The organism is Paramagnetospirillum magneticum AMB-1 (genome assembly GCF_000009985.1).
Classification (GTDB): domain Bacteria; phylum Pseudomonadota; class Alphaproteobacteria; order Rhodospirillales; family Magnetospirillaceae; genus Phaeospirillum; species Phaeospirillum magneticum.
On record NC_007626.1, the window covers coordinates 4,873,484 to 4,888,900 of the forward strand.

14 protein-coding genes are annotated in these 15,417 nt (G+C 66.7%); 12 read left to right on the forward strand and 2 right to left on the reverse strand.

All coding sequences use genetic code 11. The features are described from left to right. The first annotated feature begins 41 nt into the window (after nucleotides 1-41). From miaB to AMB_RS22630, 10 genes are all read left to right on the forward strand, one after another. On the forward strand, nucleotides 42-1,358 hold the full coding sequence (gene miaB / locus AMB_RS22585) for a tRNA (N6-isopentenyl adenosine(37)-C2)-methylthiotransferase MiaB (RefSeq protein WP_011386807.1): 1,317 nt from the start codon (nucleotides 42-44) through the stop codon (nucleotides 1,356-1,358). Further along, on the forward strand, nucleotides 1,355-2,335 hold the full coding sequence (locus AMB_RS22590; RefSeq protein WP_011386808.1) for a PhoH family protein: 981 nt from the start codon (nucleotides 1,355-1,357) through the stop codon (nucleotides 2,333-2,335). The genes miaB and AMB_RS22590 overlap by 4 nt, the downstream gene beginning before the upstream one ends. Next, the gene (gene ybeY / locus AMB_RS22595; RefSeq protein ID WP_011386809.1) at nucleotides 2,332-2,826 is read left to right on the forward strand and encodes an rRNA maturation RNase YbeY; all 495 of its coding nucleotides are present in this window, start codon (nucleotides 2,332-2,334) and stop codon (nucleotides 2,824-2,826) included. The genes AMB_RS22590 and ybeY overlap by 4 nt, the downstream gene beginning before the upstream one ends. 6 nt (nucleotides 2,827-2,832) lie before the next feature. Continuing rightward, nucleotides 2,833-3,798: a hemolysin family protein gene (locus tag AMB_RS22600; protein ID WP_011386810.1), complete on the forward strand. Its 966-nt coding sequence runs from the start codon at nucleotides 2,833-2,835 to the stop codon at nucleotides 3,796-3,798. Beyond that, the gene (gene lnt, locus AMB_RS22605; protein WP_011386811.1) at nucleotides 3,795-5,213 is read left to right on the forward strand and encodes an apolipoprotein N-acyltransferase; all 1,419 of its coding nucleotides are present in this window, start codon (nucleotides 3,795-3,797) and stop codon (nucleotides 5,211-5,213) included. Before AMB_RS22600 ends, lnt begins: the two co-directional genes overlap by 4 nt. Nucleotides 5,214-5,479: 266 nt before the next feature. After that, complete coding sequence (locus AMB_RS22610; RefSeq protein WP_011386812.1) at nucleotides 5,480-5,974, forward strand: helix-turn-helix domain-containing protein; 495 nt, start codon at nucleotides 5,480-5,482, stop codon at nucleotides 5,972-5,974. Nucleotides 5,975-6,193: 219 nt separating this feature from the next. Then, a complete protein-coding gene (gene metK / locus AMB_RS22615) occupies nucleotides 6,194-7,360 on the forward strand; it encodes a methionine adenosyltransferase (protein ID WP_011386813.1) in 1,167 nt (388 codons plus the stop codon). Between the two features lie 6 nt (nucleotides 7,361-7,366). Next, nucleotides 7,367-8,083: a tRNA (guanosine(46)-N7)-methyltransferase TrmB gene (gene trmB, locus AMB_RS22620; RefSeq protein ID WP_011386814.1), complete on the forward strand. Its 717-nt coding sequence runs from the start codon at nucleotides 7,367-7,369 to the stop codon at nucleotides 8,081-8,083. A gap of 84 nt (nucleotides 8,084-8,167) precedes the next feature. Beyond that, complete coding sequence (locus AMB_RS22625; protein ID WP_011386815.1) at nucleotides 8,168-8,809, forward strand: DUF47 domain-containing protein; 642 nt, start codon at nucleotides 8,168-8,170, stop codon at nucleotides 8,807-8,809. 9 nt (nucleotides 8,810-8,818) lie between these two features. Beyond that, complete coding sequence (locus AMB_RS22630) at nucleotides 8,819-9,820, forward strand: inorganic phosphate transporter (protein WP_011386816.1); 1,002 nt, start codon at nucleotides 8,819-8,821, stop codon at nucleotides 9,818-9,820. Between the two features lie 155 nt (nucleotides 9,821-9,975). Here the strand turns inward: AMB_RS22630 and phoU are convergent, their stop codons facing one another. After that, nucleotides 9,976-10,695 (reverse strand): phosphate signaling complex protein PhoU, encoded by a 720-nt coding sequence (gene phoU / locus AMB_RS22635; RefSeq protein WP_011386817.1) that lies wholly within the window; start codon nucleotides 10,693-10,695, stop codon nucleotides 9,976-9,978. A 133-nt stretch (nucleotides 10,696-10,828) separates the two neighbouring features. After that, nucleotides 10,829-11,605 (reverse strand): phosphate ABC transporter ATP-binding protein PstB, encoded by a 777-nt coding sequence (gene pstB / locus AMB_RS22640; RefSeq protein ID WP_011386818.1) that lies wholly within the window; start codon nucleotides 11,603-11,605, stop codon nucleotides 10,829-10,831. Nucleotides 11,606-11,696: 91 nt separating this feature from the next. Here pstB and cobO point away from each other — a divergent pair, with 91 nt between their 5' ends. Together cobO and AMB_RS22650 are read left to right on the forward strand one after the other, a co-directional pair. Beyond that, nucleotides 11,697-12,347: a cob(I)yrinic acid a,c-diamide adenosyltransferase gene (gene cobO, locus AMB_RS22645; protein WP_011386819.1), complete on the forward strand. Its 651-nt coding sequence runs from the start codon at nucleotides 11,697-11,699 to the stop codon at nucleotides 12,345-12,347. 244 nt (nucleotides 12,348-12,591) lie between these two features. Then, complete coding sequence (locus AMB_RS22650; RefSeq protein ID WP_011386820.1) at nucleotides 12,592-15,381, forward strand: [protein-PII] uridylyltransferase; 2,790 nt, start codon at nucleotides 12,592-12,594, stop codon at nucleotides 15,379-15,381. Nucleotides 15,382-15,417: the final 36 nt, after the last annotated feature.

The window sequence follows — 15,417 nt, forward strand, 5'->3', positions numbered from 1 at the left end:
GCCCCGCTCCTTAACCATGAATTCCCCGGACGCGTAAAACAGTGGCAAAGAGACTCTTCGTCAAAACCTATGGCTGCCAGATGAATGTCTATGACTCCGCCCGCATGGCGGACGTCCTGGCGCCGCTGGGCTATGGCCCGGCCGATCACGCCGAGGAGGCCGATATGGTCATCCTCAACACCTGCCATATCCGCGAAAAGGCGGCCGAGAAGGTCTTCTCGGAGCTGGGCCGCCTGCGCAAGCTGCAGGCCGCCAAGGCCGAGGCCGGCGGGCGCATGATCCTGGCGGTGGCCGGCTGCGTCGCCCAGGCCGAGGGCGAGGAGATCCTGCGCCGCGCTCCCTTCGTCGACATCGTGCTGGGGCCGCAGACCTATCACCGCCTGCCCGAGATGGTGGCCCAGGCGGCCCGGGCCGGCGGCGCCGTGCTCGACACCGAGTTTCCGGCCGAGCCCAAGTTCGACTTCCTGCCCGAACCCCATGCCGAGGGCACCAGCGCCTTCCTGTCGGTGCAGGAGGGCTGCGACAAGTTCTGCACCTTCTGCGTGGTGCCCTATACCCGCGGCGCCGAGTATTCCCGCCCGGCCGCCGCCGTGCTGGCCGAGGCCGCCACCCTGGCGGCCGGCGGTGTGCGCGAGATCACCCTGCTGGGCCAGAACGTCAACGGCTGGCACGGGGGAGAGGGCTGGGGGCTGGGCCGCCTGATCCGCGCCCTGGCCGAGGTCGAGGGCGTCGAGCGCATCCGCTACACCACCTCGCACCCCCGCGACATGGACGACGAGCTGATCCGCGCCCATGCCGAACTGCCCCAGCTGATGCCCTTCCTGCATCTGCCGGTGCAATCGGGCTCGGACCGCATCCTGGCCGCTATGAATCGCGGCCATGATCGCGACACCTATCTGCGGCTGGTGGACAAGCTGAAGTCGGCCTGCCCCGACCTGGCCCTGTCGTCGGATTTCATCGTCGGCTTCCCCGGGGAAAGCGATGCCGATTTCGAGGCCAGCATGGACCTGATCCGCCGGGTCGGCTTCGTCCAGACCTATTCCTTCAAGTACAGCCCCCGTCCCGGCACCCCCGCCGCCGCCATGGAGACCCAGGTACCCGAGGCGGTGAAGGACGAGAGACTGGCCCAGGTCCAGGCCCTGCTGCTGGACCAGACCATGCGCTTCAACCATGCCTGCGTCGGACGCGAAATGCGCATCCTGCTCGACCGGCCCGGCCGCCATGCCGGCCAGTTACTGGGCCGCTCGCCCTATATGCAGCCGGTCCACGTCAAGGCCGCCGCCCATCTGATCGGCACCGTTGTGCCGCTCCGCATCACCAAGGTGCATCCCAACAGCCTGGAGGCGGTCCCCGCGTGAGCAACGGCGACACCTCCCTGATGCGCGAATTTCCCGACAACGCCCTGGCCCAGGTGCTGTTCGGCCCCCACAACGCCAACCTCGAGCGCATCGAGGGTCATCTGGGCGTGGGGCTGGACGTGCGCGGCAATACGGTGGCCATCTCGGGCACGCCGGACTCCGCCGCCGAGGCCGCCCGCATCCTGGACAGCCTCTATGCCCTGGCCAAGCGCCAGGGCCACCTGGAGACCCCCGACGTGGATTCGGCGGTGCGCATGGCCAAGCTTCCCGATGGCCACGAGGACGCCGCCGGCGATCTGGTCATCCGGACCCGGAAGCGTCATATCGCGGCCCGCACGCCGACCCAGGCGGAGTATATCCGCGCCCTGGGCGAGGCGCCGCTGACCTTCGGCCTGGGCCCTGCCGGCACCGGCAAGACCTATCTGGCGGTGGCCAAGGCTGTCTCCATGATGGTGGCGGGCGAGGTGGACCGCATCATCCTGTCCCGCCCGGCGGTGGAGGCGGGCGAGCGTCTGGGGTTTCTGCCCGGCGACCTCAAGGACAAGGTCGACCCTTACTTAAGGCCGCTCTACGACGCCCTTTACGACATGCTGCCCGGCGATCAGGTGGCCAAGAAGCTGCTGGCCGGCGAGATCGAAGTGGCGCCGCTGGCCTTCATGCGCGGCCGCACCCTGGCCAATTCCTTCATCATCCTGGACGAAGCCCAGAACACCACCACCATGCAGATGCGCATGTTCCTGACCCGCATGGGCGAGCATTCCCGCATGGTGGTGACCGGCGATGTCAGCCAGACCGATCTGCCCGCCGGCGTGCGTTCGGGTCTGGCCGACGCCATCCATATCCTGGACGGCATCCAGGGCGTGCGCTTCGTGCGCTTTACCGATCGCGACGTGGTGCGCCACGATCTGGTGACCCGCATCGTGCGGGCCTACGATAAAGCCGACCGCGAGGCCAAGGGAAAGACCAGGGACCAATGACCGTCACCATAGAGATCGCCGTCGACATCCCCTGCCCGGCCTGGACCGAGGCCATGCCCGATGCCGAGGCCCGCTGCGGACGTCTGGCCGCCATTGCCCTGGGCGCCGTCGACCTGCCCGACGGCGTGGTCGAGCTGTCCATCGTGCTGGCCGACGATGCCACGGTGCAGGGCCTCAACCGCGACTGGCGCGGCAAGGACCAGCCCACCAACGTGCTGTCCTTCGCCTCGCTGGACGACGAGGACGCGCCGGTGGTGCCGGGCGCGCCGCTGCTGCTGGGCGACGTGATCCTGGCCTTCGAGACCTGCGCCGCCGAGGCCCATGACCAGGGCAAGACTCTGGCCGACCATTTCAGTCATCTTGTTGTCCATGGCGTCCTGCATCTGTTGGGCTATGATCACATGGACGACGAGGAGGCCGCCGAGATGGAAGCGCTGGAAACCACCCTGCTGGCGGCGCTGGGCATCGACGATCCCTATGGAGAGCAATAAAGGTCCATGAACGATCCTGGCAGTAGCCCGCCCCGCGACGGCGGGGCAAGCATCAAGAAAACGGGCGAAAGCCCGTCCCGCGACAGCGGGGCAACCCATAAGAAATCGGGCGAGGAATCGCTGTTCGGCACCATGCGTGGTTGGCTGAAGGGCCGCCGCCGCCCCAAGGGCGCCGAAACCGTGCGCGACGCCCTGGAAGAGCTGATCGAGGACCGCGACAGCGCCGAAATCCCCATCGACGAGCACGAGCGCCAACTTCTCGGCAATATCCTTCACCTCCGGGACGTCACCGCCTACGACGTCATGGTGCCGCGCGCCGATATCGTGGCGGTGGAGGCCAAGACCTCCCTGGAAGCGCTGATCGCCCTGTTCATCGGCTGCGGCCATTCGCGTCTGCCGGTCTATCGCCGCTCCCTGGACGACGTCATCGGCATGGTCCACATCAAGGATCTGCTGGAGGTCATGGGCGAAGGCAAGCCGTTCAACCTGCCGCGGCTGGCTCGGCGCGTCCAGTTCGTGGCGCCCAGCATGCGGGTCACCGACCTGCTGCTGGAAATGCGGCTGAAGCGCTCGCATCTCGCCCTGGTGGTGGACGAGTACGGCGGCATCGACGGGCTGGTCACCATCGAGGATCTGGTGGAGCAGATCGTCGGCGAGATCGAGGACGAGCACGACCAGGACGAAGAGCCGGAACTGACCCTCCGCGACGACGGCATCGTCGAGGCCGACGGCCGCACCCCCATCGCCGAATTCGAGGATTGCATGGGCGCGGTTCTGACCGAGGAGGAACGGGAAGAGGTGGAAACCCTGGGCGGTCTGGTCTCCTTCGTCGCCGGCCGGGTGCCGTCGCGCGGTGAGCTGATCACCCATTCCGCCGGGCTGGAATTCGAGGTCCTGGACGCCGATCCCCGCCGGGTGAAGCGGGTGCGGGTCCGCCGCGTCGCCACCCCGGAACCGGTTGAGACGGAATGACTCTCGAAGCCCTGGCCGCCCGCTTCCAGGCCCTCGCCGGCTGGCGGCGGCGCCTGTCCCTGATGGGGCTGGGCATCGTGGCGGCCAGCGCCCTGCCGCCCACCCACGTCCTGCCGGTCCTGCTGATCGCCTTTCCCGCCATGGCCTGGAGCCTGGACGCCGCCACCACGCGGCGCGCCGCCTTTGGCGCCGGCTTCTGGTGGTCCACCGGCTGGTTCGCCGTGGGACTGTACTGGATTTCCAACGCCCTGCTGGTCGACGCCATCCGGTTCGGCTGGATGATTCCGTTCGCGGTGTTCGGCCTGTCATCCCTGCTGGCCGCCTTCAATGGGCTGGCCACCCTGGCCGTGCATCTGATGCGCCTGGGCCGGATCGCCCGCATTCCCGCCCTGGCGGCGGCGCTGACCCTGTCCGAGTGGCAGCGCTCGTGGGTGATGACCGGCCTGCCCTGGAATCCGGTGGGCTCGGTGTGGGATGTCAGCCTGCCCGTGCTGCAATTCGGCGCGCTGGGTGGCATCTGGGGCTTGTCCCTCCTGACCTATCTGGTGGTGCTGGCCCCCGCCTTGCTGAGCGCGCCCGGCAACCGTCGCACCGTCGCCGCCCTCACCCTTGGCCTGCCCGCCGCGCTGTGGATCGGCGGTACCCTGCGCCTGGCGCAGAATCCAGAGGCCACCGTCCCCGAGATCAGGCTGCGTCTGGTCCAGGCGGCCGTGCCCCAGGCCAACAAGTGGCGCGACGACCAGCGCGAGGCCCATCTGCGCGACCACATCGCCCTGTCGCGGGGATCGGGATTCGAAGCGATCAGCGTGATGATCTGGCCCGAGACCGCCGTATCCTACTTCCTCGACCTGGACCGGCTCCACCGGCAGATGGTGGCCGCCGCCGTGCCACCCGGCGGATTGCTGCTGACCGGTGCGCCACGCATCACGCCCCGGGGGGTCGAGCCCTTCCAGATCTGGAACTCCCTGATGGCGGTTACCGGCTCCGCCGAGATCGCCGCCATCTATGACAAGGTGCATCTGGTGCCCTTTGGCGAATACGTGCCCATGCGCGCCATCCTGCCCATCGACAAGATCACCCACGGCAGCACCGATTTCTCGGCCGGGCCGGGGCCGGTCACTCTCGATCTGCCTGGAATTCCGCCGCTGGCGCCGCTGATCTGCTATGAGGCGATCTTTCCCGGCGCCTTCATCGCCCGCGACCAGCCCCGGCCCGGCTGGATCGTCAACGTCACCAATGACGGCTGGTTCGGCCTGTCGTCCGGGCCGCATCAGCATCTGGCGGCGGCGCGCATGCGCTCCATCGAGGAAGGTCTTCCCCAGGCCCGCGCCGCCAACACCGGCATTTCGGCGGTGATCGACCCGGTGGGCCGACTGACCGCCCTGCTGCCCACTGGGCGAGCGGGGCGTCCTTGATGCTTCCCTGCCACAGGCCTTGCCGGCCCCTCTCTACAGCCGGTTCGGAAATATCATCCCAGGTTTGATGCTTCTGCTGACCAGTGTGGCGGTATTTTTTTTGCGGCGGTTGAATTAGCGATTCAAGGCACATACATTGGGCATATGTCAATTGCGCTAAGCGTTTCCCGCGCCGCGTGTTGACTGTATGCAATCGCGCACGTATGGTGCCCATACAACTGCCAGTACAGTGGGCGCCACACCCACAGACCTATTAGGACGCAGCCATGGTCAAAAGCAATCGCAATTCCGCCCCTACCCACCGCGGGTCTTCCCGGGGTCGCCTTCCTTCGGGCCTGCCCAATCCCGTCGATATCCATGTGGGAGCGCGGGTGCGTCTGCGCCGCACCCTGATGGGAATGAGCCAGGAGAAGCTGGGAGAGTCCATCGGCCTCACCTTCCAGCAGGTCCAGAAATACGAGCGCGGCGCCAATCGTATCGGCGCATCACGGCTGTTCGATCTGTCCCGGGTGCTGGATGTGCCGGTGTCGTTCTTTTTCGATGACATGGCCGAGACGGTCCAGGATCAGAGCCCGGTGGCCGTGGCACGCGGCACGTCCGGTCTGAACGAGGAACCCGCCAGTTTCGAGGCCGACCCCATGACCAAGCGCGAGACGCTGGAACTGGTCCGCGCCTATTACAGCATCACCGATCCCCAGGTTCGCCGCCGGGTCTACGATCTGGCCAAGGCGCTGGCCGCCATCGGCGAAACCAAGAAATAACCCTTTGAAATTCTGGCTATTGGCCCGGGGGCGATTCGTCTTGACGAGTCGCCCCTTGGCCTGTCAGAAGAACCCCCCGGAGGGGTGTGCCCGCTCCCGTGGAGATTTTGACCGCTTGCCGCCACGCTGATTTCGGCTAAGTGGGTGCATCACGATGGCGCTCCGTTGCGTGTTGATGCCCCTGGTCCTAATTTTGGTTGGATCTAGGAGGGCTTGCCCGTGTCCAAAAAGAATTTCCTCTTCACCAGTGAATCCGTGTCCGAAGGCCATCCCGACAAGGTCGCCGACCGGATTTCCGATGCCGTCGTCGATGCGTTCCTCGGTGCCGATCCCTATGCCCGCGTGGCCGTGGAGACCCTGGTCACCACCAACCTGATCGTCATGGCCGGCGAAGTGCGCGGCCCGGCTTCGGTCAACGCCGCCCTGATGGACGAGCTGGCCCGCCACGCGGTCAAGGACATCGGTTACGAGCAGGACGGCTTCCACTGGAAGAACGCCGAGATCATCAACCGTGTCCACTCGCAGTCCGCCGACATCGCCCAGGGCGTCGACGCCGCCGGCGACAAGGACGAAGGCGCGGGCGACCAGGGCATCATGTTCGGCTATGCCTGCAACGAGACCCCGGTCCTGATGCCGGCGCCCATCTACTACTCGCACGAGATCCTGAAGAGCCTGGCCGAGGCCCGCCATTCCGGCGCCGCCCCGCAGCTGCTGCCCGACTCGAAGAGCCAGGTCACCCTGGAATACCGTGACGGCAAGCCGGTCCGCGCCACCTCGGTGGTGGTCTCGCACCAGCATGTGGACGGCCTGTCCCAGGCCGACATCAAGGAAATCGTCCGCCCGCACGTCAAGAACGTGCTGCCGGAAGGCTGGATGCCCGCCGAGGACCAGTTCTACGTGAACCCGACCGGCCGCTTCGTCATCGGCGGTCCCGACGGCGATACCGGCCTCACCGGCCGCAAGATCATCGTCGACACCTACGGCGGCGCGGCTCCCCACGGCGGCGGCGCCTTCTCGGGCAAGGATCCGACCAAGGTCGACCGCTCGGCCGCCTATGCCGCCCGCTATCTGGCCAAGAACGTGGTCGCCTCCGGCCTGGCCGACAAGTGCGTGATCCAGCTCAGCTACGCCATCGGCGTCTCCAAGCCGCTGTCGGTCTATGTGGACACCTCTGGCACCTGCAAGGTGGACGAGGACAAGCTGGCCGTGGTGCTGCAGCAGCTGGTCGACCTCAGCCCTCGGGGCATCCGCACCCATCTGGGCCTCAACAAGCCCATCTATGCCCGCACCGCGGCTTACGGCCATTTCGGCCGCAGCCCGGACGCCGATGGCGGCTTCTCCTGGGAGAAGACCGACCTGGTGGAGCAGCTCAAGAAGGCTTTCTAAGCTTTCATGGGCAAGCATGCCGAAAATGGAAACGCGGCCGCCGAGCGGCCGCGTTTTTTCGGCCGGCGCCAGGGCAAGGCCCTGCGCCGCAACGCCCTCGGCTTGATCGAGGATCTGCTGCCCCGCCTGACGGTGGCGGTCCCCGAGCCCGACGAGCGTGTCGAGCCCGCCCTGCTGTTCCCCGGCGCGGTGCGCTCGGTCTGGCTGGAGGTGGGGTTCGGCGGCGGCGAGCATCTGGCCCAACTGGCCGAGGATAATCCCGACATCGGCCTGATCGGCTGCGAGGTGTTCCGGAACGGCATCGCCAGCCTGCTCGGCCATGTCCAGGCCCGCCAGCTGGGCAACAATGTCCGTGTCTTCCCCGAAGACGTCCGCCTGCTGCTGCCGGCCTTGCCCGACGGCTCCCTGGGCCGGGTCTTCGTGCTGTTTCCCGATCCCTGGCCCAAGACCCGCCACGCCGACCGGCGCTTCATCTCGCCCGAGACCCTGGACGTGCTGGCCCGGGTACTGGAAAGCGGCGGCGAATTGCGGGTGGCCAGCGACGATCCCATCTATGTAGCCTGGGCCGCCCGTCACCTGGACGCCCATCCGGCCTTCGAGAAGATTCTGGCCACCGCCGACCGCTCTGCGGTCCCGGCCGACTGGCCCGCCACCCGCTACGAACAGAAATGCATCACCGGCCGGGCGCCGGTGTTCTTCCTGTACCGCCGCCGGGCGCGATAGCAGCCCAGCGCGATACCACGTGTCATCTTACGGTCACATGTGGTATTGAGGCGGCGATTACCGTAACTGCCCAGGGGCTTCCCCATGTTTTTCCGCATGTTCCGTGCCTTGATGCCCAAGGAAGAGGAATTCGTCGGGCTGTTCGCCAAGCACGCGGAGAAGATCCACTCGGCCGCCAAGGCGCTGGAAGCCATGATGGGCGACGGCGCCGACATCGATCTGCATTTCAAGCAGATCTGCGCATTCGAGGGCGAGGCCGACCTCATCACCCGCGAAACGCTGCAGGCCCTGCACCGCTCGTTCATCACCCCCTTCGACCGCGACCAGATCCACCGGCTGATCACCACCATGGATGACGCGGTGGACACCATCGAGGAGGTGGCCCAGCGCGTCGACCTCTATGGCGTCAAGGAATTCACCCCGGACATGCGGGCGCTGGCGACCGGCATCACCGAGTGCGCCCACCTGCTGACCAAGGCCATTCCCATGATGCGGGAAGTCACCCGCAACGCGGCGGCCATCAACGAGCTGTGCGACGCCATCGGCCGCCAGGAAAGCGCCGCCGACAAGCGCCAGCACGAAGGTCTGCGCACCTTGTTCGCCACCGAGAAGGACCCGGTCAAGCTGATCACCCGCAAGGAGATCTATCAGCGCCTGGAAAAGGTCTCCGACCGCTTCGACGACGTGGCCAACGTCATCGAGACGGTGGTCATCGAACAGGTCTAGGCCCATCCGATGGAATCCGTCGCCTTCCCCATCATCGTCGCCCTGGTCGTCACGGCCCTGGTGTTCGATTTCCTGAACGGCCTGCACGACGCCGCCAATTCCATCGCCACGGTGGTCTCGACTCGCGTGCTGTCACCCAAATACGCGGTGGCCTGGGCGGCGTTCTTCAACACCATCGCCCTGGTGTTCTTCACCACCAGCGTGGCCAAGACCATCGGCACCGGCATCGTCGAACCGGGTCTGGTGGACACCCACCTGATCTTCGGCGCCCTCATGGGGGCCATTGTCTGGAACGTCGTCACCTGGGGACTGGGGATTCCGTCGTCCAGCTCCCACGCCCTGATCGGCGGCATCGCCGGCGCCGGCATCGCCAAGGGCGGCTTCTCCGCCCTGGTTCCCGCCGGCTTCCTGAAGACCGGCTCGGCCATCGTGCTGTCGCCACTGATTGGCCTGGTGCTGGCCATGACCCTGATCCTGATCGTGTCGTGGCTATGCCGCCGCACCGCGCCCTTCGTGGTCGATCGCCGTTTCCGCATCCTGCAATTCTTCTCGGCGGCCATGTATTCCCTGGGCCATGGCGGCAACGACGCCCAGAAGACCATGGGCATCATCGCTGCCCTACTGTACAGCCAGGGCATGCTGGGCGGCGAGTTCCACGTCCCCGTCTGGGTGGCAGTGCTGTGCCAGCTGGCCATGGGTCTCGGCACCCTGTTCGGCGGCTGGCGCATCGTCAAGACCATGGGCTCCAAGATCACCGACATGAAGCAGGTCGACGGCTTCTGCGCCAATGCCGCCGGTGCCGCCACCCTGTTCGGCGCCACCTGGCTGGGCATTCCGGTCTCCACCACCCACACCATCACCGGCGCCATCATCGGCGTCGGCTCGGCGCGCAAGGTGTCCGGCGTGCGCTGGGGCATTGCCGGCAACATCATCGTCGCCTGGGTGGTCACCATTCCGGCGGCAGGAACGGTCGCCGCCCTGTTCTACTGGCTGTCCACCCACTTCTGGTGATGGCGCTCTGCCCCGCGCGGGGCGCCCGCCCCGGTTCCCGATTTGGAGGTAACCCTCCAAACCTCCCTTTCTTCTATTCACAAGAAATAAAGGGGGTCCGGGGCATCGCCCCGGATGGGTTCGGGCGATAGCCCGAAGGAGATGACGGCCCCGAATTACTCCGGATCGGCCCCCACCAGGGACGAATCGTCCTTCTTGGTCCGCTGCTGCAGGGCGCTCCGGCCAAGAATGCGGAAATGGGCCAGTTCGGCGATATTGGTGGCATGGTCGCCGATGCGCTCGAGATTCTTGGCGATGAACATCAGGTGCGAGCACGGCGTGATGTTGCGCGGGTCCTCCATCATGTAGGTGAGGATTTCGCGGAACAGCGAGGCATAGACGTCATCAAGCTCCTGGTCGCGGTCGCGGGCCGCCAGGGCGCGGTCGGCGTCATGGGCCAGATGGGCGTCCATGACCTCCTTGACCAGCCCCAGGGCCAGCCGCCCCAGGCGCAGCAGCGAGCGCATGGGCTCTACCGGCGGCAGGCGGTTGAGCACCAGCGACCGCTTGGCGGCATTGGCGGCCAGATCGGCGATGCGCTCGATCTCTCCCGCGATCTTCAGCGCCGCCACCACGGTGCGCAAATCGTCGGCCACCGGCGCCCGCAGCGCCAGGACGCGGACGGTCTGCTCGTTGACGAAGGCTTCCAGTTCGTCGACCTTGACGTCGGCCCCCACCACCCGGGCGGCCAGGTCGCTGTCGCGCCGCTCCAGGGCGTCCAGCGCCGAGGCCAGTTGCGCCTCGGCCAATCCCCCCATGCGGGCGAGGGAATCATCCAGCCGGGCCAGTTCCGAATCGTAGGACTTGACGATATGCGGTTCGCCGATGGTGGTCATTGTCGAATCTCCTCACTCGTTATCTCGATGAGCCCCTCAATCGCCGGGCGGCGGACCTCCGTCCGCCTTGGCTCCCGCCGCATCAGCGGCGCGGCCCCTTGGGCCTAGCCAGGTCTCGGCGAGACCTGGTCCCTCAGCCGAAGCGGCCGGTGATATAGCCTTGGGTCAGGGAATTGGCGGGCGCGGTGAAGATCTGCTCCGTCGCGCCCACCTCGACGATCTCGCCCAGGTGGAAGAAGGCGGTGGTCTGCGACACGCGGGCCGCCTGCTGCATGGAATGGGTGACCATGACGATGGTGAAGACGTCGCGCAGCTCGTCGATCAGCTCTTCGATGCGCGCCGTGGCGATGGGGTCCAGCGCCGAGCACGGCTCGTCCATCAGGATCACCTCGGGGCTGACGGCGATGGCGCGGGCGATGCACAGGCGCTGTTGCTGGCCGCCCGACAGGCTGGTGCCCAGATTGCCCAGCACGTCCTTGACCTCTTTCCACAGTCCCGCCCGCTCGAGGCTGGTCCGGACCAGGACATCCATCTCGTCGCCCTCGGCCACCAGGCCATGCAGGCGCGGGCCAAAAGCCACGTTGTCGTAGATGGATTTGGGAAAGGGGTTGGGCCGCTGGAACACCATGCCCACCCGGGCGCGCAGCAGCACCGGGTCCATGCCGGCGGGGCCATAGATGTCCTCGCCGTCCAGGGTGGCCTGGCCGCTGACCTTGGCGGCGGGGATGGTGTCGTTCATGCGGTTGAGACAGCGCAGGAAGGTCGACTTCCCACAGCCCGACGGGCCGATCAGCGCATTGACCTCGCCCGCCACGATGTCCAGATCGACGCCCTTCAAGGCGGGCTTGCCGCCGTAATGGACCGCCAGGGACCGGGCCGTCATCTTGGGCTGGGCCGGTTGTTCCGTCATGTCATCCTTCCATATCCCCGCAGGGCTTATACCGCTGGACGCGGCGCCAGAAACGTGAAGGATTTGTTTCAGTCTTGAAGCCGGCGGCCCCATGGCCATTTATGCCAAGCCGCCCCTTCCCGCCGGAGAGATCATGATCGACGACCAGGACCAGCGCCACCGCGAGAAAATGGCCAAAAAGAAAGCGTCACGCGACAAGCTGATGGCCAAGAAGACCGGAGGCACGCACGGCGTGGTGATCGTCCATACCGGGGCGGGCAAGGGCAAGTCCACCGCCGCCTTCGGCATGGCGATCCGCTGCGTCGGCCACGGCATGAAGGTGGGCATCGTCCAGTTCATCAAGGGTGCCTGGGACACCGCCGAACGGAGGGTGCTGGAGGGCTTCGGCGAGCTGGTCACCTTCCGCGCCATGGGCGAGGGCTTCACCTGGGAGACCCAGGACCGTGCCCGCGACGTGGCCGCCGCCGCCCGCGCCTGGGAGGTGGCCGCCGCCATGCTGGCCGACCCCGCCTACAAGATGGTGATCCTGGACGAGATCAACGTGGCGCTGCGCTACGAATACCTGGACCTGGCCACGGTGCTCGACGCCGTCAGGGGACGGCCGGAGGGCCAGCACGCGGTGCTGACCGGACGCAACGCCCTGCCTCCCCTGATCGAAGCCGCCGACCTGGTCACCGAGATGACCATGGTGAAGCATCCCTTCAAGGACGGCATCAAGGCCCAGGCGGGGGTGGAGTTTTAGAGCGGCGTAAGCCGCGACCAGCCGCCATTGAGGCGGCGGCCAAGCGGCCGGAGGGCCGCGCTAAGGCAGAGGGACAAATATCAAGCTAAATCATTGCGCGTCAAATTTGACGCGCAATGATTTAGTGCCCATTTGACGGGCAGTTGGCCGCACATGCCCAATCCGCGTCCGAAGGGGCTGGCGGGCGCCGCTGTCCGGCCCCTATAATCGCCCCTTCGACTTCCTGCGGTGACGGCACAAGACCATGAGCAAGATCAAAGGCCAGCGCGCCATCATCCATCGCAAGGCGATCATCGCCCGGCTCGACGAGCTGTCGGCCGAGGACCTGCCCAAGAACAAGCGCCGGATGAAGGCGCTGGAGATCTTCAAGCAGGTGCTGGCCTCGGGCCGTGCCGAGGTGCGCGCCCGGTTCGACGCCCATGGCGACGGCACCGCCACGGTGCGCGAGAACTGCCTTCTGATCGACCAGCTGGTCCGGCTGGTCCACGACTATGCTTGCGACCGCGAGTTCCCCCAGGGCGTGCGCACGGCGGGCGAGACCATGAGTCTGGTGGCGGTGGGCGGCTATGGCCGGGGCGAGCTGTCGCCCCATTCCGACATCGACCTCTTGTTCCTGCTGCCCTACAAGCGCATGCCCTATCACGAGCAGGTGGTGGAGTTCATCCTCTACATGCTGTGGGACATGGGCCTGAAGGTGGGGCATTCCACCCGCTCGGCCGAGGATTGCGTGCGCAATGCCAAGGCCGACCTGACCGTCCGCACCGCCTTGCTGGAGATGCGCTGGCTGTGGGGCGATCAGGCGCTGTTCGAGGATCTCAGGACCCGCTACCGCGCCGAGATCATCACCGGCACCGCCGAGGCCTTCGTGGAATCCAAGCTGGCCGAGCGCGATTCCCGCCATTCCAGCATGGGCGATTCCCGCTATGTGCTGGAACCCAACGTCAAGGAGGGCAAGGGCGGCCTGCGCGACCTGCACACCCTGTACTGGATCGCCAAATACGTCTACCGGGTGGAAAACGTGGCCGAACTGGCGGAGAAGGGCATCATCTCGCGCCCGGCGGCGCGGCGCTTCGCCAAGGCCCAGGCCTTCCTGTGGGCGGTGCGCTGCCATCTGCACTACCTGACCGACCGGCCCGAGGACCGGCTGACCTTCGACGTTCAGCCCGAGATCGCCGTGCGCATGCATTACGCCGACCGCGCCTGCTCGCGCGGGGTCGAGCGCTTCATGAAGCATTACTTCCTCATTGCCAAGGACGTGGGCGACCTGACCCGGCTGTTCTGCGCCGTCACCGAGGAAACCTTCAAGACCAAGCCGCGTCGGCTGCAGTTGGGCCGCCTATTCTCGCGCCGCACCATCGTCGGTGGCTTCCAGCTGGAGGGCGGACGCCTGGACGTTTGCGCCCAGAATCAGTTCGAAACCGATCCGGTCGGCATGATCCGGTTGTTTCATACCGCCCTGGAGCATGGCGTCGACATCCATCCCCACGCTTTGGACCTGGTCCACCGCAACCTGAAGCGCATCGACGCCGGCATGCGCAACGACCCGGCGGCCAACCGGCTGTTCGTGGAGATGCTGACCAGCCGCAAGAATCCGGAAGTGGCGCTGCGCCACATGAACGAGGCCGGCGTCCTGGGCCGCTTCATTCCCGATTTCGGCCGCGTCGTCGCCCAGATGCAATACGACATGTACCACGTCTACACCGTGGACGAGCATACGGTGCAGGCGCTGGGCATCCTGCACGCCATCGAGCGCGGCGACCTCAAGGACGAAGCCCCCACCTCGTCCGAGGTGATCCATCAGGTGGTGTCGCGCCGCGCCCTGTTCGTGGCGGTATTCTGCCACGACATCGCCAAGGGCCGTGGCGGCGACCATTCCACCCTGGGGGCCGAGGTGGTGATGAAGCTGGGGCCGCGCTTCGGCCTCACCGACGAGGAGACGGAATCCGCCGCCTGGCTGGTGCGCGAACACCTGTCCATGAGCCGGGTCGCCTTCAAGCGCGACATCGACGATTCCAAGACCATTTCCGACTTCGTCGCCCTGGTCCAGTCGCCCGAGCGCCTGCGCCTGCTGCTCTGCCTGACCGTGGCCGATATCCGCGCCGTGGGTCCCACGGTATGGAACGCCTGGAAGGCCGGTCTGCTGCGCGAGCTGTATTCGCGGGCGCTGGAAGTGATGACCGGCGGCCTGTCGGGCACGGCGCGCGCCGCTCGCATCAAGGCCGCCCAGGATGCCCTGCGCTCCGAGTTGTTCAAGCTGTCCTGGCCGCCCGAGGACATCGAGGCCCATATCGCCCGCGGCTATTCCACCTACTGGACCACCTTCGACACGCCCATCCACCTGCGCCACGCCCGTCTGGTGCGCGAAGCCGAGGCGGTACGGGCCCCGCTCACCGTCGAGCCCCGGGTGGACAGCCACCGCGCCGTCACCGAGATCATCGTCTATACCGGCGACCATCCCGGCCTGTTCTCGCAGATCGCCGGCGCCATGGCGGTGTCGGGGGCCAATATCGTCGACGCCAAGATCATCACCCTGGCCAACGGCATGGCGCTGGACACCTTTTGCATCCAGGATTCCGACGGCGGCGCCTTCGACAGCCCGGCCAAGCTGGCCAAGCTGGCCACCTGCGTCGAGCAGGTGCTGTCGGGCCGCACCCGCCTCGACCGCGAGCTGGCGGCGCGCAAGGGCAAGCTGCCGTCCCGCGCCCATGTCTTCAAGGTGCCGCCCCGCGTGCTGGTGGACAACATGCCGTCGCGCTCCCACACCGTGGTCGAGGTCAACGGCCGCGACCGGCCGGGCCTGCTTTACGACATCACCAATGCCATGACCAATGTGGGACTGCAGATCTCGTCGGCCCACATCTCCACCTATGGCGAGCGGGTGGTGGACGTGTTCTACGTCAAGGACGTGTTCGGCCATAAGATCGAACACGGCCGCAAGCTGGACCAGATCAAGGCCGCCCTGCTGGCCGCCCTGGAAGATCCCGCCGCCAAGGCCGCCGCGAAGACCGGGGACGGAACCAAGGCGGCGGAATAGCCCCCCTCCCAACCTCCCCCCACCTGCGGCGGGGGG

What these genes read in the sequence shown, in the direction of transcription:
- ybeY (WP_011386809.1), top strand. Translation starts at nt 2,332, where the DNA reads ATGACCGTCACCATAGAGATCGCCGTCGACATCCCCTGCCCGGCCTGG.
- AMB_RS22600 (WP_011386810.1), top strand. Translation starts at nt 2,833, where the DNA reads ATGAACGATCCTGGCAGTAGCCCGCCCCGCGACGGCGGGGCAAGCATC.
- lnt (WP_011386811.1), top strand. Translation starts at nt 3,795, where the DNA reads ATGACTCTCGAAGCCCTGGCCGCCCGCTTCCAGGCCCTCGCCGGCTGG.
- AMB_RS22610 (WP_011386812.1), top strand. Translation starts at nt 5,480, where the DNA reads ATGGTCAAAAGCAATCGCAATTCCGCCCCTACCCACCGCGGGTCTTCC.
- trmB (WP_011386814.1), top strand. Translation starts at nt 7,367, where the DNA reads ATGGGCAAGCATGCCGAAAATGGAAACGCGGCCGCCGAGCGGCCGCGT.
- AMB_RS22625 (WP_011386815.1), top strand. Translation starts at nt 8,168, where the DNA reads ATGTTTTTCCGCATGTTCCGTGCCTTGATGCCCAAGGAAGAGGAATTC.
- AMB_RS22630 (WP_011386816.1), top strand. Translation starts at nt 8,819, where the DNA reads ATGGAATCCGTCGCCTTCCCCATCATCGTCGCCCTGGTCGTCACGGCC.
- phoU (WP_011386817.1), bottom strand. Translation starts at nt 10,695, where the DNA reads ATGACCACCATCGGCGAACCGCATATCGTCAAGTCCTACGATTCGGAA.
- pstB (WP_011386818.1), bottom strand. Translation starts at nt 11,605, where the DNA reads ATGACGGAACAACCGGCCCAGCCCAAGATGACGGCCCGGTCCCTGGCG.
- cobO (WP_011386819.1), top strand. Translation starts at nt 11,697, where the DNA reads ATGGCCATTTATGCCAAGCCGCCCCTTCCCGCCGGAGAGATCATGATC.
- AMB_RS22650 (WP_011386820.1), top strand. Translation starts at nt 12,592, where the DNA reads ATGAGCAAGATCAAAGGCCAGCGCGCCATCATCCATCGCAAGGCGATC.